Raw genomic sequence first — 24,158 nt, forward strand, 5'->3', positions numbered from 1 at the left:
GTGGCACACATTGGTCCCGGGACTCTCGTCCCTGGGCCATGGTGATCCCATCCGCTACCCTGCATGCAATCGCCAGGGCCAACGTCGTCCCTCGAGCGTGTCCAAACGCGAGTTCGACGACGGGAGTATCCACATGCGCGGAACGCCCCCGCCGCCGCACGGCCTCTACGATCCGCGGTTCGAGCACGATGCCTGCGGCGTCGCCTTCGTCGCGACGCTCAGCGGCGAGCCCAGCCACCAGATCGTTGACCACGCCCTCACGGCGCTGCGCAACCTTGACCATCGTGGTGCGTCTGGCAGCGAACCCGATTCTGGCGACGGAGCCGGCATCCTGCTGCAGATCCCCGATGCGTTCTTCCGTGCGGTCTGCGAATTCCCGCTGCCCGCACGAGGGGAGTACGCGGTCGGTACGGCGTTCCTACCCGATGACGACGAATCCGACACCTCGGTCGTTCGCCGGATTGGCGAGCTCGCCGCCGAGGAGGGACTGACGGTCCTCGGCTGGCGTGATGTCCCGGTGGTGCCCGAGCTGCTCGGCAAGACGTCGCGGGCGGTGATGCCGCGCTTCCGGCAGGTGTTCGTCTCCGGCCAGAACGCCGACGGCACGCCGGTCGCCGATATGGCGCTCGAACGCCGTGCCTTCGCGCTCCGCAAGCGCACCGAACACGAGACCGACGCCTACTTCCCGTCGCTGTCGGCGCGGACCATCGTCTACAAGGGCATGCTCACCACCGAGCAGCTGGAGCCGTTCTTCCCTGACCTGTCCGACCGCCGGGTGGCCAGCGCGATCGCGCTCGTCCACTCGAGGTTCTCGACCAACACGTTCCCGTCCTGGCCGCTCGCCCACCCGTACCGCTACGTCGCCCACAACGGTGAGATCAACACCGTCATGGGCAACGAGAACTGGATGCGGGCCCGCGAGGCGATGCTCGCCAGCGATCTCATTCCGGGCGATCTCGAACGGCTGTACCCGATCTGCACGCCGGGCGCCAGCGACTCCGCGCGCTTCGACGAGGTGCTCGAGCTCCTCCAGATGGGTGGCCGCTCGCTCCCGCACGCCGTCTTGATGATGATCCCGGAAGCGTGGGAGAACCACGCCGAGATGGACGCCAAGCGCCGGGCGTTCTATGAGTTCCACTCCTGCCTGATGGAGCCGTGGGACGGTCCGGCCTGCGTGACCTTCACCGACGGCACCCAGGTGGGTGCGGTTCTTGACCGGAACGGCCTGCGCCCGAGTAGGTACTGGGTGACCGACGACGGTCTGGTGGTGCTCGCGTCCGAGGTGGGCGTGCTCGACCTCGACCCGAAGTCCATCATCCGCAAGGGCCGGCTCGAGCCCGGCCGGATGTTCCTCGTCGACACCGCGGAGAACCGCATCATCGAGGACGAGGAGATCAAGGGGCGCCTGGCGAGCGAGCAGCCGTACGACGAGTGGCTGCACGCCGGCCTCGTCCGGCTCGACAACCTCCCGCCTCGGGAGCACGTCGTTCACACCCACAAGTCGGTGACCCGCCGCCAGCAGACGTTCGGCTACACCGAGGAGGAGCTGCGGGTCATCCTCGCCCCGATGGCGAAGGCCGGCGCCGAGCCGATCGGGTCGATGGGCAGCGACACCCCGGTCGCGGTGCTGTCGAGCCGCTCCCGGCTGCTGTTCGACTACTTCACCCAGCTGTTCGCCCAGGTGACGAACCCTCCGCTGGACGCGATCCGCGAGGAGCTGGTCACCTCGCTGTCGGGCACCATCGGCCCGGAGGGCAACCTCCTCGACGCCGGCTCCGCGTCGTGTCGCCAGATCGTGGTGCCGTTCCCGGTGCTCGACAACGACGAGCTGGCCAAGATCGTCCACGTCAACCGCGACGGTGACTTCCCTGGGTACGCCGCGCACATCGTGCAGGGTCTCTACCGCGTCGATGGTGGCGGCGCCGAACTCGCCCGCCGGCTCGACGAGATCTGTGCCGAGGTGTCCGAGGCGATCGCTGCCGGAGCGCGGATTCTCGTCCTGTCCGACCGGCACTCCAACGCCGAGCTCGCGCCGATTCCGTCGCTGTTGCTGACGGGTGCCGTCCACCACCACCTTATCCGCGAGAAGTCGCGGTCCCGGGTGGGTCTGGTGGTCGAGGCCGGCGACGTCCGCGAAGTGCACCACATGGCGCTGCTGATCGGGTACGGCGCGGCCGCTGTCAACCCGTACTTGGCGATGGAGAGCGTCGAGGATCTCGTCCGCGAAGGGGTCTTCCTCGCCGGGATCGAGCCGGAGAAGGCCGTCCGCAACCTCGTCAAGGCGCTCGGCAAGGGCGTGCTCAAGGTCATGAGCAAGATGGGCGTCTCGACAGTGGCGTCCTACACCGGCGCCCAGATCTTCGAGGCGATCGGGCTCGGGCAAGGCGTCATTGACAGGTACTTCACGGGCACCACCTCCCGCCTCGGCGGCGTCGGGCTCGACGAGATCGCCGAGGAGGTACGCCGCCGGCACGTGACGGCGTACCCCCGTGACGGCATCGTGCCCGCGCACCGCCGGCTGACCATCGGCGGTGAGTACCAATGGCGGCGCGAGGGCGAGCCGCATCTGTTCGACCCCGAGACGGTCTTCCGGTTGCAGCACTCGACCCGGCAGCAGCGGTACGACATCTTCAAGCAGTACACCGGGCGGGTCGACCAGCAGTCCGAACGCCTGATGACCCTGCGGGGCCTGTTCGCGCTGAAGTACGGCGAGCGCCCGCCGATCCCGATCGAGGACGTAGAGCCGGTCGAGAGCATCGTCAAGCGGTTCTCGACGGGCGCCATGTCGTACGGCTCGATCTCGGCGGAGGCGCACGAGACGCTGGCCGTCGCGATGAACCGCCTCGGCGCCCGGTCCAACACCGGCGAAGGTGGCGAAGACCCCGAGCGTCTGCACGACCCGGAGCGGCGGAGCGCGATCAAGCAGGTCGCGAGCGGGCGGTTCGGGGTGACCTCGGAGTACCTCACCCACGCCACCGACCTGCAGATCAAGATGGCGCAGGGCGCCAAGCCGGGCGAGGGCGGCCAGCTTCCGGGCAACAAGGTGTATCCGTGGATTGCCAAGACGCGGCACTCGACGCCCGGCGTGGGGTTGATCTCGCCGCCGCCGCACCACGACATCTACTCCATCGAGGACCTCGCCCAGCTCATCCACGACCTGAAGAACTCCAACCCCGCCTCGCGGGTGCATGTGAAGCTGGTCGCGGAGGTGGGCGTCGGCACGGTCGCGGCCGGGGTGTCGAAGGCACACGCCGACGTGGTGCTCATCTCCGGCCATGACGGCGGCACCGGTGCGGCCCCGCTCACCTCGCTCAAGCACGCGGGCGCGCCCTGGGAGCTCGGCCTGGCCGAAACCCAGCAGACGCTCCTGCTCAACGGCTTGCGCGACCGGATCGTGGTCCAGACAGACGGCCAGCTCAAGACCGGCCGGGACGTCGTCATCGCGGCGCTGCTCGGGGCGGAGGAGTACGGCTTCGCGACCGCGCCGCTGGTCGTCTCGGGCTGCGTGATGATGCGGGTCTGCCATCTCGACACCTGCCCGGTGGGGGTCGCGACCCAGAACCCCGAGCTGCGCAAGCGGTTCACCGGCAGGCCGGAGTTCGTCGTCACCTTCTTCGAGTACATCGCGCAGGAGGTTCGGGAGTACCTCGCCGAACTCGGCTTCCGTACTCTCGACGAGGCGATCGGTCACGCGGAGATGCTGGACATCTCCAAGGCGGTCGACCACTGGAAGGCCGCGGGCCTCGACCTCAGCCCGATCCTTGCCGTTCCCGCGATCCCGGCCGGCACGGCCCGGCGCGCGGTCACGACGCAGGACCACGGTCTGCAGAAGGCGCTCGACAACCACCTCATCGAGCTGGCCCGGGACGCTCTCGACAAGGGCGAGGCGGTCCGTGCCCAGCTTCCGATCCGCAACGTCAACCGCACCGTCGGCACGATGCTCGGCCACGAGCTGACCAAGCGGTACGCCGGCGCGGGCCTGCCCGACCAGACGATCGACCTGACGTTCGTGGGGTCGGCCGGGCAGTCGTTCGGCGCCTTCATCCCGCACGGGATCACCCTGCGGCTCGAGGGCGACGCCAACGACTACCTCGCCAAGGGGCTGTCGGGTGGACGGATCGTCGTACGCCCCGACCGAACGGCGACGTTCGTGGCGGAGGACAACATCATCGCCGGCAACGTGATCGCCTACGGCGCCACGTCGGGCGAGCTCTTCATCCGGGGCAAGGTGGGTGAGCGGTTCTGCGTCCGTAACTCCGGTGTGACCGCGGTCGTCGAAGGTGTCGGTGACCACGGCTGCGAGTACATGACCGGCGGCACCGTCGTCGTGCTCGGCGGCACCGGCCGCAACTTCGCGGCCGGCATGTCGGGCGGCGCGGCGTACGTCCTCGACCTGAAGGTGGGCCGGGTCAACCAGGAGATGGTCGACCTCGACCCGCTCACGCCCGACGACAAGGAACTCCTGCACTCGCTGGTGACGGCGTACGCCGAGGAGACCGCGTCGCCGGTCGCCGAGGCGCTGCTGGCCGACTGGCAGGTCGCGGTCGAGCGGTTCACGAAGGTCATGCCGCAGGACTACAAGCGGGTGCTGGCCGCAAGGGCGCGTGCCGAAGCTGAAGGACGCGACGTCAACCAGGCGATCATGGAGGCCTCACATGGCTGACCCGAAGGGCTTCCTGACCACGCCGCGCGAAGGAGCGCGGCGGCGTCCTGTCAACGAGCGGTTGCGGGACTGGAACGAGGTCTACCCCGGTGATGGCATCGGAGGGGCCCTGCTGCCGATCATCACCAAACAGGCTGGCCGCTGCATGGACTGCGGTATTCCGTTCTGCCACCAGGGGTGCCCGCTCGGCAACCTCATCCCGGAGTGGAACGACCTGGTCTGGCGGGACGACTGGCGGGCCGCGATCGAACGCCTGCACGCGACGAACAACTTCCCGGAGTTCACCGGGCGGCTGTGCCCGGCGCCGTGTGAGACCGCCTGCGTCCTCGCGATCAACGAGGCGACCTCCGGCGGTGCGGTGACGATCAAGAACGTCGAGGTCTCGATCATTGACCGCGCCTGGGACCAGGGGTGGGTGACGCCGCAGCCTCCCGAGTGGCTCACCGGCAGCCGGATCGCCGTGGTCGGGTCGGGTCCGGCCGGGTTGGCCGCCGCCCAGCAGCTCACCCGGTCCGGGCACACGGTCGCGGTCTACGAACGGGCCGACAAGATCGGCGGGCTGCTGCGCTACGGCATCCCGGAGTTCAAGATGGAGAAGCGGCTCGTCGACCGACGGCTGGACCAGATGGCGCGGGAGGGCACGATCTTCCGCGCCGGGGTGAACGTCGGTGTCGACGTGACGGGTGCCGACCTGAAGGCGAGGTACGACGCGGTCGTTCTCGCGGTGGGCTCGACGATCCCGCGGGATCTGCCGATGTCGGGTCGTGAGCTCGTCGGGATCCATCAGGCGATGGAGTACCTCCCGCAGGCCAACCGGGTCGCGCACGGCGTGGAGGTGCCCGAGCAGATCACGGCGACGGGCAAGCACGTCGTCATCATCGGCGGTGGCGACACCGGTGCCGACTGCCTGGGCACCGCGCACCGGCAGGGCGCGGCCAGCGTCGTGCAGCTGGAGATCATGCCGCAGCCCACCGACGACCGGCCGGCACATCAGCCCTGGCCGACGTACCCCATGGTGTTCCGCGTCTCGAGTGCGCACGAGGAGGGCGGCGAGCGGAAGTACGCCGTGTCGACGCAGGAGTTCCTCGGCGACGAGTCTGGGCATGTGCGGGCGCTGAAGCTGGTCGAGGTGGCCTTCAACAACGGCCGGTTCGAGCCGGTGCCGGGTACCGAGGAGGAGATCCCGGCCGACCTGGTGCTGCTGGCGATGGGCTTCGTCGGCCCGGAGCGCGACGGCCTTCTCGAACAGCTCGGCGTGGAGCTCGACGAGCGGGGCAACATCAAGCGGGACGGGTCTTTCGCTACGAGCGCGCCAGGTGTCTTCGTGGCCGGTGACGCGGGTCGCGGTCAGTCGCTGATCGTCTGGGCGATCGCGGAGGGTCGGGCCTGCGCGGCGGGTGTTGACGGGTGGCTTCGCGACGGCGAGACGGCCCTGCCCGCGCCGATCAGACCAACCGAACGCCCGCTGACGGTGTAGTTGGCGCACGGCTTCGTTGTGGCGGCTTTGTCAGAGGTTTCACGGCTAAGAGGCCGAGAAACCTCTGACAGGTAACCCGGGTCATCGGGCCTTGACTACCGCGGCGCTGCTGGTGCTCGCAGCGTGCCAATCCACGACCCGGCAGACCAGCTCCGACGAACCAAGCTTGAAACCCGCCGATGGATCACTCGGGTTCACTGACTCGTCGATGACCGTCAGCTTCTTCGCCTCGGCAGACGAGCGGTCGGGGGGATCCAAAAGCCACGGCCCAGTCCAGCCGGCCTTGCAAAAGATCATCGACCGAAGGAATGCCGCAGGTGGCATCGCCAATCGAGCGGTCAAGCCGATTTGGGCGTTAGACGCACTTGGGGGCGACGAGCAGCGTGCAGATGATCAGTTGAAGGAGGTCTGCGCGGTCGGCGTTCGTGAGCACTCCAGTTTCGCCATTCAGCCGACGGACCGTGGAGGCGCCTTCGGCCGGCTGGAGCGTGCCGGCTGTGTGAGCTCGGTTCGCGGCATCAACTTCATTCCAGACCGCCTGGTGAATACGACCAACCTGGCCGACACGCGTGACGTGGTGGCGCCGTACGCGATGGGGGATGTGACGGCGGGTCGCGTGCTGGTCCAACGGCTGAGCGCTCAAGGTTTCTTCGATGGCGCACGACAGGTCGCGGTCTCAATCCAGGTGGGGAATTCGACACCGCGGTGCGAACCATTCTGACAAGGGAACTGCTCCTAAAGGCCCGAATTCTGGAACCGATTGTCGTGACGGAGGGGGTGGATACAGAGGCAGAGATCAACTCACTGGTCCGTCGGCTCAAGAGTGAGAAGGTCGACCACGTTCTCCTGTTCGACGACGCCTCCAGCTTGACCGGCATCGTTCAGGCCATGGTCGCGCAAAACTACACGCCGCGCCTCGGCACCGTGGCCAGCGTCCAACCAGACTGGATGATCTCGTCGTTGGACTATCCTGCGGAGCAGGTCTTCGCGGTCTCCTGGCTCGGCGCCTACTCCGTTAATGGCGACGCAACCTCAACTGTCGCATCGCTACCGGACGCCGCCGCCACGAAGGCGTGTATATCGGCGGAGGACGCCAGCGCTCTCGAAGACCCTCAGGTCCCGGTGTTGCTCGAAGCGTGCGACATGATGTCGCTGATCGAGAACGCGTTCAATGCTGACACATCGCAACCCTCGACGGATTCCTTCTACAAGGGACTGGCTAAGCTCGCCAGATTCGAGTCGGCGTACGGTGTCACGCTGGATTTCAGCTATGGGCGGGCTGGTGGGACCCAGATCTGGGATCTCAAGGGAGACCCTGCATGTGGATGCCTCAAGGCGGTGGGCGGTCCGTATCCAGTGTCCGACCAATGAAGGCACTTCACTGAGAAGAGTTATCCCGCTCCGGCCGCCGAAGGCATTGGCTCCCTCGACGGACTGCTCTCGTGCAGCTTCAGACATCGCTGGCAAGGTCGGCTTTGGGATGGGAGTGGAACGACCGGTCTGAGTGTTGGGAATGTGCGATGGTTGTGGGCCCGTAAGTGAATAGCCGGCCGCCACGGCTGCGCCGGGTGCGGCGGCGGGCAGTCGGTTACCGAAGCGAACATGTCGTGAACTCACGCCCGTGAACTGATGTCGATGTTTCATCGTCATCGGACCGATCATCCATTGCACTCGATAACCGGGTCAATTCTGATCTCGACTACCTTCCAACCGCCGTCGCGGTAGCGGAGTTCGAATTCGTCGGACCAGTTCTCATTGGAACATGGCGTCGGGCTGGCCCCTGGCGTCGGCACCCACATGGCGCCTGAGGGGGATGTTCTCCTTACCGCAAACAACGCCTTGTCTCCCGCTATGTGTCCTTGGTGCTCTTCGATGGCAGGCGCACCGTCGAGGAATGGCCCGGGAGGCGCCGACCAAGGGTCTCGGCACTGCCGGCAGTTCGACATGCTGAGCTCTCGCAGTTGCTTCCAATCCTTACTCTCGTAGGCATACCTCCAGGCCTCGTAATAGTGCAGAGCAAATGCTTTCGCGCCAGCGAGAGACTTGGTCTTGGCTGTCTCAGGGAGAGTCGGGAGAGTGGGCTCGGTCGTCGAAGCGTGGCGGCTAGACGGCGGTTCAGGCTTGACTGGAGGGCCTGCGCACGCTTGGAGCGCACCAAAGACCACGGCGGCGAGCAATGTCGCCCCCGTTAGCCGGGGGTGTGGAGGAAATGGTTTGGATGTCTTCAACTTCTTATGTCCCAGTCGTTGAGATCATCGGGAAAGTCCGGCAACTTGTCCAGTGGTTCGTCCAACGGCATCACTTTGGGACTTTCGATTAGTACGGTTGCTTGCGATTCCGCTGCTGCGAGTCTGGCAGCATTTTCGTTATATTCCTCGACTGCGCCAAATATATCCAGGATACTGCTGGCCGCGGCTAGAATTAGGCCGAGTTTCGCTCGCTCAGTCACGGCCTCGCCGAGGCCGTACATTGATTCCATAATGCTGGCCGTGCCTACAATAGCGCCTATCGTTTCAACCCTTCCTTGTTCAAGAGCCTCTGCGACGTCCCAAAGAGAGTCGCCGAGCCTACGTAGGCGAGTCGTTCCTCGGTCGCCTTGCTGAGCGCCTGGCAATACGTTTTAAACGCTTCGTAGGCCTCGCCTTCCCATTCAAGCTGGACGGTTTCCAACATGCGGTGGTACATGGTCTTGGCTATCTCGACTAGTTCCACTGGGACTGGCGCATTCCCGATAATCCAGCTATTGGGATCGAGGTCAGGGAAGAGGCCGTCAGGCCACTGAATAATTTCATTGTCCAGTTGTCGTGACATCCCGTAGGCGTGAAGTGCCGCAAGTTTCATTGCGGTGGTGTCAACCCCAACATGGGCGTCGACCGCAAGAACTACCTGTCCATATCCGTTTTCGATGAATTCGGTTTCGAGACGTTTGCATACAGGCATGTCCCAAACACGCGGCCGGTCATCGCTCATTGGAACCTCCCGCCTGGCCTCTCTTGCGTAGATCAGCGGAGTCGTAGCGGTTCGCAACGAATTCTAACGCGGCAGCAGTGTCGCTATAAGTCATGCGTAGGCGCATAAGGCGTCGCATCGCAGCAGTGTGCGCCGCTTCATATGCTTCTTTGTAGGCTCTCAGGTTGGCAGGAGCCGGCTTAACAGCTGGATCTGTATGGTCGGGGCGTTTGGAGTCAGTCCGGACTCCGATTACGCCGTACACACCCCAGGCGCCAAGTGGGAGTCGACCCCCGCCGAGCGAGTTCCTGAGTGTTTCCAGTGTGTCGTAACAGCCGCGGAGATACCTTGCGTACTCGCGTAGCGCGTTGGTCGCGACTTTTACCTGGTTAGGTTCTCCCATCAGTGCCGATCTACCTTTCGTTAGGCCCTTCGTTGGTGGAGAGATGTCTGCCCGCGCTCTTGATCATGTCTTCTATGTCCTCGCCCGAGTTGAGTTTGTCGACGTTGACGGCAGGCCCCAGAACGCTCTGGAGTAGATCGTTGGCAGTTGTACTGGCGCCGTCCCGGGCACGCTGGGTGGCGAGCAGGATCGCCTCGGCCAACCCCTCAGAGTCAGGTAGACGGAAGATCCGCGGGTCGATCTTCAAACCCACCAGGTGCGCGGCCGAGTTCACGGTGGCAGTGATCCGCTTGTCGTCGGACTGACCGCTGAACGTCGCACCCGCGAGTGTGGCCCGTGCGTCCGCGAGCCTCCCGCGCATCCCCTCTAGGCGCGCGGACAGCTTCTCAAGATCCACGTCATCCACTTTCCGTGACTTGATTGGCGCATAGTGCTGCATCTTATGGCAGATCGGAGGTCCGATGATCTCGTTGAGTGCGCGCCTGTGGATGACTCGGATCGTTGAGACCCGCCCGCCGCGTTTGCGGAGATCTGCTTGCAAGACGAGTCGCTGACGTTAGAGCTGGTAGAGGCGGCGGGCGTTCTCAGCGCCGACCAGGACACCCATACGTTCGGCGTCGTTCGCGGTGAGAGCTCCGGAACGCCACCATTCGGTGAGCAGCGCGCCAAGCGCCTGCCGGAAAGCCGATGCGCCCGCCGCATAAAGCTCCGCCAGGCCGTACGCGTCACTTGAGTACAGCAGTTTCCCGAACGGCGCCAGTTCGCAGAACTCCGCCAGCACTGCGGTTGCCCGCGCCCCGACATGTGACAGCGTGAGCCCCACGTCGACATAAACGTTCGGATAAACGGCAGCCAGCCAGCCGGCCTCGCGATGGTACGGATAGCAATGAAGCAAGACGATCGGCGTCCCGAGCGGTTCCGCCGCCTCGACGAGGCCCTGGAGCAAGGACGGGTTGACGCGGGCCAGGCGTAGGTCGCGGTCGCCGAAACCCGTGTGCAGTTGGAGAGGGAGTCCCAGATCGAGGCCGCACCACAGGATGAACCGCAACAGCACCGGATCGTCAAGGCGAGGTTGGCAGCGCTCGGGTTCCAGGGATGGAGGGCCGAGCCAGCGGCGAGCGGCGACCGCTACCTCGGTGGGGGACGGGCGGACCGGCTCCACCGCGAATCCATGGCGATACGCGAGGATCGACTTCACCGCGACCGCATCGCGGGTGGCCTCGCGAAGCGCCTCTGAATAGGCCGAGGCGAAATCGTCCGCGCGTACGCCAGACAACGCCAGCCGCTCGGCAACTGATTCCAGGCGGACAACCTCGCGTACCTCCGCTGATGCCGCGACGCCCAGGTCTGACAGCGAGGCGAAGCCCGCGCCACCGATGCCTGTGTCGACGAGCAGATGGGACAACCCAGCGGCCGCCAGCAGCCGTACGCGTACCTCATCGGGGCCAAGCTCCGCCCGGCGGGCGAGGTACTCCTCGAGCGGCGCACCCGGCGCGAGGCCGAGGATCGGCGCGCACCATCGGCGTACCGCGAACCCCAGCGGCGAATCCGCGTACGACACGCCGGACGGCGCCGGCCGGTCCGCCTCCGTAAGGAACAGCTCGAACTCCGCACGCTCCAGCGAAGCCGCCACCACCGAGTGGCAGTGCCCGTCGACCAACGCAGCAGGGAGAGGTACGCCGCCGGTGTCCTGGGCAACGCCGGTTGGGCCGTCCGAGAAGGTCAATACGCCCACCGTGTCGCGGCGGCGATCTCCGCCTCGGTCGAATGCGCGAAGATCTCGGCTTCGGCCCTACGGACCGCAAGAAAGGCATGCAGAAGAGGCTCACCCATCGCGGCGCCGATCACCTCGTCAGCCGAAAGCCGCTCGACCGCCTCCGGGATGGAGCGGGGGAGGCGGGGCGGCCGCTCAGCTTCGGGAAGTGTGGACGGGTCGACCGTCACTTCAGGCGGCAGCGTGCGCCCGCGATCAAGGCCGGCAACGGCGACGGCCAGCACAGATCCGACCACGAGGTATGGGTTGGCGCTTCCGTCGACGCACTTCAGTTCGACGTTGGCCGCGACGTGCTCCGAGCCCGCGGTCCCGGTCACCAACCGCAGTGCGGCTTCGCGGTTCTCCCGCCCCCAGCACTGGTAGGGCGCCGCCCATTGTTGGGGGACCAGTCGCAGGTAGCTGCCAGCGCTGGGTGCGGTGATCGCACAGAGCGCGGGCAGCCGGTCGAGAACCTCCGCCAGCAAGGATTCCCCGGGCTCGGTCAGTCCGTAGACACCCGGTCCGCCGGTGAAGAGGTTCTGGCCGGCGGACCAGGCCGACAGGTGCAGGTGCGGTCCGTTGCCGGTGATGCCCGGTGTCACGACGGGCGCGAACGAGGCCCGGAAGCCGTAGTGTTCCGACACCGCCCGGATCGTCTGGCGGACCAGGACGTGCCGGTCCGCCGCGCCCACGGGATCGGTCGGTGCCACTGAGAGTTCCAACTGGCCGGGCGCGTACTCAGGATGGAACTGCTCGACGGGTACGCCCTGGGCGGCGAGGGACTCGAGTAGGTCGTGGATGTAGTCGGTCAGCTCGATCACCCGGGTCATGCCGTACGCCGGCCCGCTGCACGCCGGCGTCACGCCGTCTTCCTCCGTCTCGTGCCCGACGAACCACTCCACCTCGAACGCCATCTGGAACGACACACCGCGTTCGACCGCTGCCGCCGCCATCCGCCGGGCGAAGGAACGCTGGCAGGCCGGATAGACCTCGCCGTTCTGGGTTCGCCGGTCGACCGGTCCCCAGGCCCACCCCGGCTGGGCGTCCAGGGCGGTGACCTGGTCGAGGTCTGGATAAAGCCGCAGATCGCCGACTGGTCCGCCGATGTATGTGCTGGTCGTAATGGAGTCATCGACGGCATAGACATCGAAAATGGGTGACATTCCGACGCCCCAGTCGGTGGCGTCGAGAAGTTTTCTGGTGGGCACCGTCTTGACCCGCGTGATGCCGGCATTGTCGACCCAGGTCAACGCGATGGCGGAGACGTGGCGGAGGGCGAGCTGCGAGGCGAGTTCCTTGGCGCGGGCGTGCCGGCGACCTCGAGGGTCGCCGATATCGAAGGCCGGGTCCATACTCGGATCCTTCCCGTCGTTCACGTGCCGGGCAAGCCACACACGGGTCTGATAGAAAGCCGGATGTGCGGCTGATCGACATTTACGCGCGGTATCACCGCGGCGGTCTGTGGGTGCTCCGCGGCGTTGATGTCGAGTTGCGGCCCGGTGAAACGGTCGTGATCACCGGACGTAACGGGGCCGGGAAGTCGACTCTTCTCCGGGTCGCGGCCGGACTCCTGCGCGCCGGTCGCGGGCAGGTCCGGGATCGTCCCGCGGTGGTGGGCTGGCTGCCGGAGCGATTCCCGGCCGGACAGCCGTTCGACGTCCGCGACTACCTCCAGGCGATGGCCCGGGTCCAGGGACTGACCGAGGCGGTGGCGGAGGCGCGGATCATGGCGTTCGCCGCACGCCTCCATCTCGCGCCGTTCCTCCGTACCCCACTTCGCTCCCTGTCCCAGGGCACCCAGCGCAAGGTCGCCTTGACACAGGCCCTCCTGCCGCGTCCCGGCCTGCTGATCATGGACGAGCCGTGGGAAGGTCTGGACGCCCCGAGCCAGGCGGAGATCCCCGCGCTCGTCGCCGAGCAGGTCGCATCCGGAGGTATCTGCCTCATTACCGACCACCGCGGTCGGTCGGGTGATCTGGGTTCGGTACGCCGGCTCGGTGTCGAGGAGGGGCAGGTGAACGAGCGGCTCGGCGAGCGAGTGAGCGGAGTGGTCGGCGAGGAACGAGCCGCCCGCGAAGCGAACGAGGAGCCGAACGCGACCACAAGCTTCGAGCGGCTCGGCGAGCGAGTGAGCGGAGTGGTCGGCGAGGAACGAGCCGCTCGCGAAGCGAACGAGGAGCCGAACGCGACCATAAGCACCGACATGCCGGCCAGCAGTGGCCCGGCCGTAGGTGTGGCGCCCGTCAAGGGCGGCGTGACCACAACGCCGCCGGGCCGGCACGTCATCGAGGTCGTGGTCCAGGCGTCTGACTCGCCCAGCGTGGTCGCGTCGCTGCGCGCGGCGGGGTACGACGTACGCGCGGTGCGAGGTGAGTCATGACCCGCACCCTCGCGCTGGCCCGGATGCGGCTGTTGGCCTACGTCCGGAGCCAGCGCGCCTGGATGCCTCTCCTCGCCACGCTGGCGCTCATCCTGGGCGCGCACGCGGGCGGTCGAGCGGTCCCCAACCAGGCGTACGCCTTTTCGGCCACGCTGCTCTTCGCGGTGTTCGGCTGGCAGACCAAACTCCTCCTCGACACCGAACCCGACGAGCAGAGGATGCTGGCCAGGCTCGCGGTGGGTTCGGGCCGGCGAGAACTCCTTGCCGGTCTGCTGGCCGCGGGCGCGGCGACGGTGCCGGCGATCCTGGCGGCCATTCTCATCCCGCTGGCCATCGGCGCGCTGCAGGTGCGCGGGCCGCTGGCGCCCTGGCTCGCGTTCGGTCTCTGGATCCACCTGCTGTCCGCCGGCTGCGCCGTGGGTGTCGGTGCTCTGGCGAGCCGAGTGGTGGTGCGGCCCGCCGGTTGGGCCGCGATGATCCTGGTCGCGGCTCCGGTGGCCGTGCTGGTGTTCGGCTCACGTGAGGCAGCGGTACCGCGGTGGCTCGTGCCCCAGCTCTTCGCGGCGGCCCACATCGAACGCCCAGGTGAGCTCGCCGCGATCGGCCTGGTGACCGCGCATGCCGCCGCGTGGATCGTGGTGCTCCTGGCCGGATATGCGGCCCTGCGGCGCGGCCGCACATGACGCAGGCATAGGCTCAGCACGTGCGCCGTGCAAAGATTGTCTGCACCTTTGGTCCAGCCACCTCCACACCCGACCGGATCCGCGAACTCGTGGCCGCCGGGCTCGACGTCGCCAGGCTCAACCTGAGCCACGGCAGCCACGCCGAGCACGAGCGGATCTACCACCTGATCCGGGAGATCTCCGAGGAGTCGGGTCGGGGGGTTGGAGTTCTCGTCGACCTGCAGGGGCCCAAGATCCGGCTCGGCAAGTTCGCCGACGGGTCAGCCACCCTCGTGCCGGGGGAGCGCTTCACCATCACCATCACGGAATCCCCTGGTGATGCGATGCGTGCCTCCACGACTTACGAAGGGCTGCCCCGCGACGTCGCGCCTGGCGACCGCATTCTCGTCGACGACGGGCGTCTCGTGCTCGACGTCGAGGACGTCACCGAGACTGACGTGGTTACCCGGGTGGTCGTCGGTGGCCGGGTGTCGGACCACAAGGGACTCAACCTGCCCGGTGTCGGTCTTTCCGTGCCCGCGCTGTCTGAGAAAGACCTCGACGACCTGCGCTGGGGTCTGCACCTGCGGGCCGACATGATCGCGCTGTCGTTCGTCCGTAACGCCCGCGACGTCGAGGACGTACGCCGGGTGATGGCGGAAGAGAAGGTCCGGCTCCCTGTCATCGCGAAGATCGAGAAGCCACAGGCCGTCCAGAACCTCGACGAGATCATCGACGCGTTCGACGGCTTCATGGTGGCCCGCGGTGACCTTGGGGTCGAGATGCCGCTGGAAGAGGTGCCGCTGGTCCAGAAGCGGATCGTCGAGTTGTCTCGCACCAACGCCAAGCCGGTGATCGTGGCCACCCAGATGCTTGAATCGATGATCAGCGCGCCGCGTCCGACCCGGGCCGAGGCGTCTGACGTGGCGAACGCCGTCCTCGACGGCACCGACGCGGTGATGCTGTCAGGCGAGACCAGCGTCGGGGCGTACCCCGTCGAGGCGGTACGCACCATGGCCCGCATCGTCGAGACCACCGAGGAGCACGGCCTGGAGCGGATGGCCGGCATCGAGTGGGAGCCCCGCACCAAGGGTGGCGTCATCGCCAAGGCCGCCGCGGAGGTGGCCGAGCGGCTGGGTGCGAAGTTCCTGGTCGCCTTCACACAGTCCGGTGACACCGCCCGGCGGCTGGCGAGGTACCGCTCGCGGGTGCCGTTGCTCGCGTTCACGCCGGTCGAGGAGGTCCGGCACCAGTTGGCGCTGACCTGGGGTGTGGAGACGTTCCTCGTCCCGACCGTCTCGCACACTGACGAGATGGTGAAGCAGGTCGACCGGGCGCTGTTGGCCGTCGGTCGGTGCCGGCGCGGCGACACAGTGGTGATCGTGGCGGGCAGCCCGCCGAGCATCCCGGGTTCGACGAACGCGCTGCGGGTACACCGGATCGGCGACGCGGTGGCCGAGGCCGCACCGGCGTACCGCGTCTGACGAGCTGTACGTCGGGCCGGGCGGGCGAGGGTCCGTCCGGCCCGACGCCGTCCCGGCTACTGGGCGGCGGCGCCGACCGGTCAGTACTTCGGCCCCACGTGGACGTCGAGTGCGGCGACGGCGGCCTTCTGGGCCACGGAGATCTGGCGCGGGTTGGCCTGGCGCCAGGCGATGTGGAGCTGGTCGAGCGTCTCCGTGCAGAGGCGAAGGATGTCGGCCGACGCATTGGTGAAGAAGTAGCGTGGATATTCGTATCTCTTGGGAATTCCGGCCACGGTGCGGACGGTCCAGTTGGTGATCCGGCAACCGTCGGAATGAAAGAGCCCGCGCAGGAATCGGCCGGGATATTGCTCGACAATTTCGCGCTGCCACGGCTCAAGCACTATTGACCGGGTGTGTTTCATTCCGGGCCCATGCTGGGGAAACAAACACGGCCAGTGCTTCCAGAAGTTCGTGACCGCGGTGCAGCCGGTCTGCGGTACGAAGAAGACCTTGCTGTCGGGGTGGACGGAACTTATCGCGTCCGCGACTTCTCGCTGAAGACCCGGATAACGGTCATCGCAGAAGATTCGCAGGGAGAACACGTCCTTACGAAGGCGGCCCAGGCAGCCGTCACCGAGATACAGGCCAAGCAGATGCGAGTAGGCGGACCGATCTGGGTCCCGCGCGGGCAGGCTGCAACGCGGACAGTCATGCGTGCGGGCAGCGAGCGCCCGCGCGGGATCATCTCGCCATTCCCGCAGGGTGTACCTACTGATTCCGAGCCGATGACTCGCGGCGTTGAGGCTTACGCCCGTAGCGAGCAGAGCCAGGGCGCGTTCGCGGGCGGCTCGGTCATACATGGGGGTGACTCTGCCGGTGACCACCGACAACCCGCATCGAGAGAGAAATGGTGCCCCGGGTGGGATTCGAACCCACACTGGACGGTGTTTGAGACCGCTCGCTCTGCCGGTTGGCGTACCGGGGCCCGACGTAACTTTACCGGGTGCTACCGACATGTCTGCACCGGCCGGTCGCGGGTACGCTGGCGGCGCTCGTACACAGCTGTGCGAAGCTTCCGGATCTGGCAGGAGGACTGCTTCGTGACCATCCCGACCGAGCGCGAGCCACGCCGGGTGATCGTGGCCGAGGACGAGGCCCTCATCCGACTTGATCTCGCCGAGATGCTGCGCGAGGAGGGGTACGACGTTGTCGGGCAGGCCGCCGACGGCGAGACCGCACTCGAACTCGCCCGCGGGCTCGACCCCGACCTCGCGATCCTCGACGTCAAGATGCCCAAGCTCGACGGGATCAGTGTCGCCGAGCGGATCGGCGACGAGGGGATCTGCCCGGTCATCATTCTCACCGCCTTCAGCCAGCGTGAGCTGGTCAACCGGGCCAGCGCCGCGGGGGCGATGGCCTACCTCGTCAAGCCGTTCACCAAGGCCGACCTCGTGCCGGCGATCGAGATCGCGGTCTCGAGGTTCACCGAACGCACCCAGCTGGAGCAGGAGGTCGCCGGGCTGACCGAACGCCTGGAGACCCGGAAGCTGGTCGAGCGGGCGAAGTCGATCCTGCAGCAGAAGTTCGGTCTGAGTGAGCCCGACGCGTTCCGTTGGATCCAGAAGACGGCGATGGACAAGCGCGTTCCCATGCGTCGGGTGGCGCAACTCGTCGTTGACGAGGGTGACGATGTGGCCACGCAAAGTGGTGATGCGGGGAGCTCTGCCTCGACTCAGGGGTGATTTTCCCCAGATTTCGGGCCTCCAGAGTTACGAGACGGTAAGAGCGTCCCGTGGTCAGTTCACCCACGTGCCCACATGCGGTTAGTCTCTCCACACCTCGCAGACGTACGCGCCCGGAGAAATCCGGCTGGATGTGGAAGTGACAGGAGGACTTGTGGTCGGCGGTCCGGCCTTGGCGTGGGTGTGGGCACGAGGCCACACCGAGGAGCACGCCGCATCCACCCGGTGGGTCGAGCACGTGAGTTGTCTGCGAGTTGACCGACCATTTGAGAGGATCTGTGGCTACTCGTGCCGTCTTCTGGCGTCCGAGTAGCGTGCGGCACCGGCGGACACGACCTCGAGGTGGGGTGGGTCCAGGTGGGCGAAGCCCGCGTGGGGCCGAAACCACACAGGCGTGGCTGCCGCAACACCATGACGCGTGGTTTGGCAATGGAGGTATCGGTGTACAGAGCACGGTTCGTGCGGGTCCTGGCGTTGACGGCGGCTCTGTCGCTCGGCGTCGCCGCCTGCGCCCAGAACACCAGTCAGAAGCCTGGTGATGAGACCAAAACTTCCGGGACGGGCAGTGCCCCGTCCATCAAGGCCGACCCGGCGCCGGAGGTGCCGGCGAACGCCGCCCTGCCGGCCGGCGACGGCAAGGCTAAGTGTGGCAAGGTCTCGATTGCTTATATCGGCACGATCGCTGGCGCCAGCGCGGCCCTTGGCCTCAACATCCTCAACGGCGTCAAGCTTGCGGTGAAGGAGCACAACGACGCCAACCCCGGCTGCCAGGTGACCTTGAAGCAGTTCGACTCCGAGGGCAGCCCCGACAAGGCGCCGGGCGTCGTGACGCAGGCGATCAGCGACCCGACCATCCTTGGTGTTGTCGGGCTCGCGTTCTCCGGTGAGTCCAAGGCTGTCGGCAAGTCGTTCAACGACGCGGGTCTGGTCACTATCTCCCCGTCCGCGACCAACCCCGGCCTCAGCACCAACGGCTGGAAGACCTTCTTCCGCGCCCTCGGTAACGACGCCGTGCAGGGCCCGGCGATCTCGGCGTTCGTCGCCAACGAGCTCAATGCCAAGAAGGTCTGCGTGGTCCGGGACGACTCCGAGTACGGCATCGGCCTTGCCGACCAGACCAGCCAGGCGTTGGGCAGCAAGGTGGTCTGCGACGAGCAGGTCAAGACCGCGCAGAAGGAGTTCTCCGCGGTGGTCGGAGCCGTCCAGGCGGCCTCGCCCGACGCGGTGTTCTACGCCGGCTACTACCCCGAGGCCGCGCCGTTCGTGCAGCAGCTGCGCGACGCGGGCTACGAAGGCGCAGTGGTGGCTCCCGACGGCGTGCGTGACGACGAGTTCGTCAAGAACGCCGGCGAGGCGGCCGAGGGTGTCTACCTCAGCTGCCCGTGCCTCCCGTCCTCGGGTTTCACGAAGTTCTCCCAGGACTACAAGGCGCTCTCCAACCGTGAGCCGTCGACCTACTCCCCAGAGGGATACGACGCGACGACGATCCTGCTGCAGGGCATCGACAAGGGCCTCAAGGACCGCGCATCGCTGCTCAACTTCGTCAAGACGTACGAGGGCCAGGGTCTGACGAAGCAGTTCAAGTGGGACGGCAAGGGCGAGCTCACCCAGACGCCGGTCTGGATCTACGAAGTGAAGGACGGAAAGATCGTCCAGCTCAAGGACATGAGCAAGTCCTGACGAGTCCGAGGAGTGCACCCGGGCCCGGTGCCAAGCAGATCAGCGCTCAGCACCGTGCCCGGGGCATGCCCGGTAGATCCCCGGACGTGCCGCGCGTGACGGACCCGCACAAGGAAGACAGGCCCACCCCTTGACCTCTCATCTCGCTCTCACCCTGGCCCAGTCAGGAAGTCAGTGGATCGACTTCAACGTCGGACTTCTGGCGGAAAGATTCTGGGCGAACACCGTTGACGGTCTTGCCTACGGCAGTATCTACGCCCTGGTGGCGCTCGGCTACACCCTCGTCTACGGCGTTCTCAGGCTCATCAACTTCGCGCATTCCGAAGTCTTCGTCGTCGGCGCGTTCGGCGCCTACTTCACGTTCGTGGGTCTGGGCTACAAACCCGGTCCCACTCTCGCCAGCGGTCTCGGTCCGCTCATCGCCAACCTCGTCCTCGCGGGTGCCGTGGCGATGATCGCGGCAGGCCTCATCGCCCTGCTGCTCGAGCGGGTCGCCTACCGGCCACTACGCCGAAGAAACGCGCCACGGCTCGTCTTTCTCATCACCGCGATCGGCGCGTCGTTCGCGATCCAGCAGGGTTTCTACCTCTGGCGGGGCGCCAACCCCGAACCCGCGATCCGGCTGGTACGCCCCGAGGCGGTCTTCGACATCGCGGGCACCCGCATCACCAACATCCAGATCGTGGTGTTCGTGGCGTCGGTGGTCCTGCTGATCGTGGCGGACCGCTTCGTCGGACAGACCCGCCTCGGTCGGGGTATCCGCGCCGTAGCCCAGGACCCCGACACCGCGGCCCTCATGGGGGTCAACAAGGAACGCGTGATCATGCTGACGTTCGTGATCGGTGGTGCGCTCGCGGGTGCCGCCGCGCTCTTCTACGTCATGATGATCCCGCAAGGTGTCCTTTACAACGGCGGATTCCTGCTCGGCATCAAGGCGTTCACCGCCGCCGTACTCGGAGGCATCGGCAACCTGCGCGGAGCGTTGCTCGGCGGTCTCCTCCTCGGTGTCGTCGAAAACTACGGCCAGACATTGTTCGGTGGTGAGTGGAGGGACGTCGTCGCGTTCGTCCTCCTCATCGGCATCCTCATGGTGCGGCCCACCGGCATTCTCGGCGAATCGCTGGGGAGGGCCCGAGTATGAGCGAGCGAATCGTCAAGCACAGCGCCCTGAGTGTCTCGTGCGCGCCCGCAGCGAAGCGAGGACGCGCATGAGTGCAGAGGTGACCACTAGGACCCAGGCGAGCGAAGGCACGCGCCAGCCGTTTGGCCAGCGGGTCCGGGACTGGTGGAACTCCCGCAGCCGGCTCGAACAATGGCTGATGATCATCCCGGTCGTGGTGCTGGTTTACCTGCTGCCGGTGATGAACTTCTTCCCGTTGTCCACCGAGCCCTGGACCGACTACGAACTCGCGTTGTTCAATGCCGCGCGGCTCGGCCTCATCGCGCTCGGCCTGAACGTCGTGCTCGGCCAGGCGGGTCTGCTGGACCTCGGGTATGTCGGCTTCTTTGCCGTCGGCGCCTATGTCGCGGCGATCATGACCAGCCGCGACTCGTTCCTCACGGACCCGAGGTACTCCTGGGTCGTGGTCGTGCCCGTCGCGATCGCGATCACGATGGTGTCGGGCGTGGTGATTGGTACGCCAACCCTGCGATTACGCGGCGACTATCTCGCGATCGTGACGCTTGGTTTCGGTGAGATGGTGCGGCTGCTCGCCGACAACCTCGAGCCGCTCCGGGGCAACCGCGGCTTCCAGGACGTCGGAGGTCCGCCCGGCACCTACGCGAACGGGTCGCCGATCTTCACCCAGGGCGACGGGAAACCGTGGTACTGGCTCACGGTGACGTTCATCATCGTGATCCTGTTGTTGATCGGGAACCTCGAGCGAAGCCGGGTCGGCCGGGCCTGGGTGGCGATCCGCGAGGACGAGGACGTCGCGGAGATCATGGGCGTCCCCACGTTCCGCTTCAAGGTGTGGGCGTTCGTGATCGGCGCGGGAATCGGCGGTCTTTCCGGCGTGCTGTATGCGGGCCAGGTGGGTTTCGTCAACAACCAGCGGTTCGATGTGGTCACCTCGATCCTCTTCGTGGCCGCGGTCGTCCTCGGGGGCTCGGGCAACAAGCTGGGCGTGCTCCTCGGTGCCCTGGTGATCTCCTATCTGCCCGACCGGTTCCAGCTCGCGCCTGAGTACCGCTTCCTGATCTTCGGGATCGCGTTGATCGTGCTCATGATCTTCCGTCCGCAGGGCCTCCTGGGCGCGCGTCAACGACTCCTTGCGCGGGGCAGACAGGCCTACCAACGCCTGGTCGGTAAACCTGAGCCGGTCGCGACCGAGAGCGCGCTCATCGACTCGGGCAAGGGGACTAACGCATGAGCGAGCGGAGCGAGCGAATCAATCAACACAGCGCTCTGAGTGCCTCATGCGCGCCCGGAGCGAAGCGAGGACGCGCATGAGTGACCCAACGCCGGTGGAGAAGGGCCTTGCGGCTGAGGTCCAGGGGATGAGCGAGTCCGAACTCGCCCAGCACCTCGAGGAGGTCGCCGAGGCGGTGGCTCCCGACCGGGAGATCCAGGTCGACGTCGGCGACACCCTGCTCGAACTCGACGACGTCACGCTCCGCTTCGGCGGCCTGGTGGCACTCGACAGTGTGTCCTTCGGGATCAGGCGGGGCGAGATTCTCGGCATGATCGGACCGAACGGCGCGGGCAAGACCACCTGCTTCAACGTGATGACCGGCGTCTACCGGCCGTCGTCCGGCGAGGTCAGGCTGGAGGGTCGTCGCCTGGGTCGGCTCAAGCGATACCAGATCACCCGGCGCGGCATCGCCCGTACGTTCCAGAACATCCGGTTGTTCGAGGAGATGACGGCTCTGGAGAACGTCGTCGTCGGCACCGACGCACGCCACAAGACGAGCGTGGTTGGCGCGCTCGCCCGCCTTCCCCGCCACTGGCAGGAGGAACGCGCGGGTGTCGAGCGCGCGATGGCGCTGCTGGAGTTCGTCGGTATCGCCGATCGGGCGGCCGACCGGGCCAAGAACCTTCCGTACGGCTACCAACGTCGGCTCGAGATCGCCCGGGCGTTGGCGACGGAGCCGAAGTTGCTCTGCCTCGACGAGCCCGCCGCTGGATTCAACCCGGCCGAGAAGGATGAGCTGATGGAGCTCATCCGCAGGATTCGCGACGACGGCTACACCGTCCTGCTGATCGAGCACGACATGCGGGTGGTGATGGGCGTGACCGACCGGATCGTCGTACTCGAGTTCGGTAAGAAGATCGCGGAAGGAACCCCCGCGCAGGTGCGGGACGACCCGGCGGTCATCGCCGCCTATCTGGGGGTGCCCGACGATGGCGCTGCTTGAGCTTCACTCCGTGTCCGTGGCGTACGGCCGCATCCAGGCGTTGCGGGACATCTCCCTGACCGTCGAGGAAGGCGAGATCGTCACCCTGATCGGCGCGAACGGCGCGGGCAAGACCACGACGATGAAGGCGATCTCCGGACTCGTCCCGCTCTCCCAGGGATCGATCGAGTTCGACGGAGCCGACATCAGCAAGGTGCGGGCCGACCTCCGGGTGGTCCGCGGTATCTGCCAGGCGCCGGAGGGACGGGGCGTGTTCCCGGGCATGACGGTCCGGGAGAACCTCGAGATGGGGTGCTACACGCGCCGGGACCGCAAGGCCATCGCCGAGGATTTCGATCGCGTCTTCGAGTTGTTCCCGCGTCTGAAGGAACGCGCGACGCAGGCGGGCGGCACGCTCTCGGGCGGCGAGCAGCAGATGGTCGCGATCGGTCGGGCTCTGATGGCCAGGCCGCGCCTCCTCCTGCTGGACGAGCCGTCGATGGGGCTCGCGCCGCAGTTCATCCAGCAGATCTTCAACATCATCACCGAGATCAACAAACAAGGCACCACTGTCCTCCTGGTCGAGCAGAACGCCCAGCAGGCATTGAGTCGCGCGCATCGCGGGTACGTACTCGAAACCGGCTCCGTGACCAGGGCCAGCACTGGCAAGGACCTTTTGGCGGATCCGGCGGTCAAGGAGGCCTACCTGGGAGTCGCCTGACACTGCCGAGAACGGGAGCGGCCGCATGCGATGCCGGACCAAGCGACTACTGATCCGGGATTTCGTGGAGGCTGACCGGGCCGCGGTAAGGGGATGGCGTTCCGACCCTGAGGTGGTGCGCTATCTCGACCAGCCGCTCGGGACCGATCCTGACGGGTGGTTCGATGCCGTACGGCGATTCGGCGCCCAGGTGCCGCGGGTGTCGCATGACGCGGCGATCGTGCTTCGGGGCACCGACGAGGTGGTGGGCTGGATCGGCATCGGGCGGTCGGTCGACTTCCTGTCGGGCGACCACGTGGTGGGGTACGCGTTGCGCCGGGAGTCCTGGGGCAAGGGCTACATGGCCGAGGCACTCGCCGCCGTCCTCGAGTTCGGGTTCACAGAACTCGGTGCGCAGACGATCTACGCGCAGTGCTACATCGCCAACCACGCGTCGGCGCGGGTCATGGAGAAGGCCGGCATGAAGCCCGCCGGTCAGGCGGTCTCGGCTGATCCCTCCCTGGGCGAGAGCGTCCGGTACGTCGCGGTCCGGGGTGAGTGGCGACAGCCGGGCCGGCGGAGGTTCGGGCGTGTGGGCTGATCAGCGTGGGCCGATCAGCCGTGGGCCACTTCGCCAACACCAGATCTGGCGCGGAAACCGACGGGCGCCCGGTGGCGTCGGCCCGCTACGCTTGGTCGCACAAGGCATTGACCCGGCTATCACCGGTGAGCCTCCGGAAGAACCGGACCTTCCAAGCATTCGCCCACAAGGTCCTCAGTAGAACCGGACGGGTCCGGCCCGTCACAGCCGGCCAACGAGCGGGTCCGCTCGCGGCTGACCTCACGGTCAGCGGCGGCGGATCAAGCGAGGTGGTACCGCGGGCGGAGCATTGCAGGCGATGCGCCGCTCGTCCTCGCACGGCAGATCCATCCGATCCCGCAGCGAC

General features: G+C 66.6%; 21 protein-coding genes and 1 tRNA gene. 14 read left to right on the forward strand and 8 right to left on the reverse strand.

The annotated features are described in order from the left end of the window. The first annotated feature begins 133 nt into the window (after positions 1–133). From gltB to B141_RS0102105, 4 genes are all read left to right on the forward strand, one after another. The gene (gltB, locus tag B141_RS0102085) at positions 134–4,663 is read left to right on the forward strand and encodes a glutamate synthase large subunit (RefSeq protein ID WP_051113935.1); all 4,530 of its coding nucleotides are present in this window, start codon (positions 134–136) and stop codon (positions 4,661–4,663) included. Next, positions 4,656–6,140: a glutamate synthase subunit beta gene (locus tag B141_RS0102090; protein ID WP_020573513.1), complete on the forward strand. Its 1,485-nt coding sequence runs from the start codon at positions 4,656–4,658 to the stop codon at positions 6,138–6,140. The genes gltB and B141_RS0102090 overlap by 8 nt, the downstream gene beginning before the upstream one ends. A 208-nt stretch (positions 6,141–6,348) precedes the next feature. After that, positions 6,349–6,861: a hypothetical protein gene (locus tag B141_RS48935; protein WP_157180732.1), complete on the forward strand. Its 513-nt coding sequence runs from the start codon at positions 6,349–6,351 to the stop codon at positions 6,859–6,861. Further along, positions 6,846–7,511, forward strand: coding sequence for a hypothetical protein (locus B141_RS0102105; protein WP_157180733.1), 666 nt, complete (start codon positions 6,846–6,848; stop codon positions 7,509–7,511). The genes B141_RS48935 and B141_RS0102105 overlap by 16 nt, the downstream gene beginning before the upstream one ends. 287 nt (positions 7,512–7,798) lie before the next feature. Here B141_RS0102105 and B141_RS52655 read toward each other — a convergent pair whose 3' ends face one another. From B141_RS52655 to B141_RS0102125, 6 genes are all read right to left on the reverse strand, one after another. After that, positions 7,799–8,305, reverse strand: a complete 507-nt coding sequence (locus B141_RS52655) for a DUF6318 family protein (protein WP_420313568.1) — start codon at positions 8,303–8,305, stop codon at positions 7,799–7,801. Between the two features lie 59 nt (positions 8,306–8,364). Next, positions 8,365–8,610 carry a hypothetical protein gene (locus tag B141_RS48940; protein WP_157180734.1) on the reverse strand — a complete coding sequence of 82 codons (246 nt, stop codon included), beginning with the start codon at positions 8,608–8,610 and terminating at the stop codon, positions 8,365–8,367. 35 nt (positions 8,611–8,645) lie between these two features. Next, positions 8,646–9,110 carry a hypothetical protein gene (locus B141_RS48945; RefSeq protein ID WP_157180735.1) on the reverse strand — a complete coding sequence of 155 codons (465 nt, stop codon included), beginning with the start codon at positions 9,108–9,110 and terminating at the stop codon, positions 8,646–8,648. 392 nt (positions 9,111–9,502) lie between these two features. Beyond that, positions 9,503–9,889, reverse strand: coding sequence for a YbaB/EbfC family nucleoid-associated protein (locus B141_RS45210; protein WP_157180736.1), 387 nt, complete (start codon positions 9,887–9,889; stop codon positions 9,503–9,505). A 159-nt stretch (positions 9,890–10,048) separates the two neighbouring features. Beyond that, positions 10,049–11,218: an amidohydrolase family protein gene (locus tag B141_RS0102120; RefSeq protein WP_020573519.1), complete on the reverse strand. Its 1,170-nt coding sequence runs from the start codon at positions 11,216–11,218 to the stop codon at positions 10,049–10,051. Continuing rightward, entirely contained in the window at positions 11,215–12,597 is a 1,383-nt protein-coding gene (locus tag B141_RS0102125; protein WP_020573520.1) for a type I glutamate--ammonia ligase, read from the reverse strand. Before B141_RS0102125 ends, B141_RS0102120 begins: the two co-directional genes overlap by 4 nt. A gap of 65 nt (positions 12,598–12,662) precedes the next feature. Here B141_RS0102125 and B141_RS45215 point away from each other — a divergent pair, with 65 nt between their 5' ends. Genes B141_RS45215 through pyk form a run of 3 tightly spaced genes read left to right on the forward strand, consistent with a single transcriptional unit; the run spans position 12,663 to position 15,771 of the window. Beyond that, the gene (locus B141_RS45215; RefSeq protein ID WP_020573521.1) at positions 12,663–13,625 is read left to right on the forward strand and encodes an ABC transporter ATP-binding protein; all 963 of its coding nucleotides are present in this window, start codon (positions 12,663–12,665) and stop codon (positions 13,623–13,625) included. Continuing rightward, positions 13,622–14,308: a hypothetical protein gene (locus tag B141_RS0102135; protein WP_020573522.1), complete on the forward strand. Its 687-nt coding sequence runs from the start codon at positions 13,622–13,624 to the stop codon at positions 14,306–14,308. Before B141_RS45215 ends, B141_RS0102135 begins: the two co-directional genes overlap by 4 nt. 20 nt (positions 14,309–14,328) lie before the next feature. Then, entirely contained in the window at positions 14,329–15,771 is a 1,443-nt protein-coding gene (gene pyk, locus B141_RS0102140; RefSeq protein ID WP_020573523.1) for a pyruvate kinase, read from the forward strand. Between the two features lie 80 nt (positions 15,772–15,851). On the opposite strand, the gene B141_RS0102145 is transcribed toward pyk, so the two are convergent. Continuing rightward, a complete protein-coding gene (locus B141_RS0102145) occupies positions 15,852–16,613 on the reverse strand; it encodes a helix-turn-helix domain-containing protein (RefSeq protein ID WP_026256830.1) in 762 nt (253 codons plus the stop codon). Positions 16,614–16,661: 48 nt separating this feature from the next. Further along, positions 16,662–16,738 (reverse strand) — tRNA-Leu (locus tag B141_RS0102150). Between the two features lie 115 nt (positions 16,739–16,853). On the opposite strand from B141_RS0102150, the gene B141_RS0102155 reads away from it, so the two are divergent. From B141_RS0102155 to B141_RS38525, 7 genes are all read left to right on the forward strand, one after another. Next, positions 16,854–17,495, forward strand: a complete 642-nt coding sequence (locus B141_RS0102155) for an ANTAR domain-containing response regulator (RefSeq protein ID WP_202805618.1) — start codon at positions 16,854–16,856, stop codon at positions 17,493–17,495. Between the two features lie 441 nt (positions 17,496–17,936). Next, on the forward strand, positions 17,937–19,175 hold the full coding sequence (locus B141_RS0102160; RefSeq protein WP_026256831.1) for a branched-chain amino acid ABC transporter substrate-binding protein: 1,239 nt from the start codon (positions 17,937–17,939) through the stop codon (positions 19,173–19,175). A 130-nt stretch (positions 19,176–19,305) separates the two neighbouring features. Continuing rightward, positions 19,306–20,316 carry a branched-chain amino acid ABC transporter permease gene (locus B141_RS0102165; RefSeq protein ID WP_020573527.1) on the forward strand — a complete coding sequence of 337 codons (1,011 nt, stop codon included), beginning with the start codon at positions 19,306–19,308 and terminating at the stop codon, positions 20,314–20,316. Positions 20,317–20,395: 79 nt separating this feature from the next. Further along, positions 20,396–21,547, forward strand: a complete 1,152-nt coding sequence (locus B141_RS0102170; protein WP_202805619.1) for a branched-chain amino acid ABC transporter permease — start codon at positions 20,396–20,398, stop codon at positions 21,545–21,547. A 76-nt stretch (positions 21,548–21,623) separates the two neighbouring features. Next, positions 21,624–22,532, forward strand: coding sequence for an ABC transporter ATP-binding protein (locus B141_RS0102175; RefSeq protein ID WP_020573529.1), 909 nt, complete (start codon positions 21,624–21,626; stop codon positions 22,530–22,532). Next, on the forward strand, positions 22,519–23,232 hold the full coding sequence (locus B141_RS0102180) for an ABC transporter ATP-binding protein (protein WP_020573530.1): 714 nt from the start codon (positions 22,519–22,521) through the stop codon (positions 23,230–23,232). Before B141_RS0102175 ends, B141_RS0102180 begins: the two co-directional genes overlap by 14 nt. Before the next feature lie 25 nt (positions 23,233–23,257). Then, positions 23,258–23,812: a GNAT family N-acetyltransferase gene (locus B141_RS38525; protein ID WP_020573531.1), complete on the forward strand. Its 555-nt coding sequence runs from the start codon at positions 23,258–23,260 to the stop codon at positions 23,810–23,812. The last annotated feature ends 346 nt before the right edge of the window (positions 23,813–24,158 follow it).

The organism is Actinopolymorpha alba DSM 45243 (assembly GCF_000373925.1).
GTDB lineage: Bacteria > Actinomycetota > Actinomycetes > Propionibacteriales > Actinopolymorphaceae > Actinopolymorpha > Actinopolymorpha alba.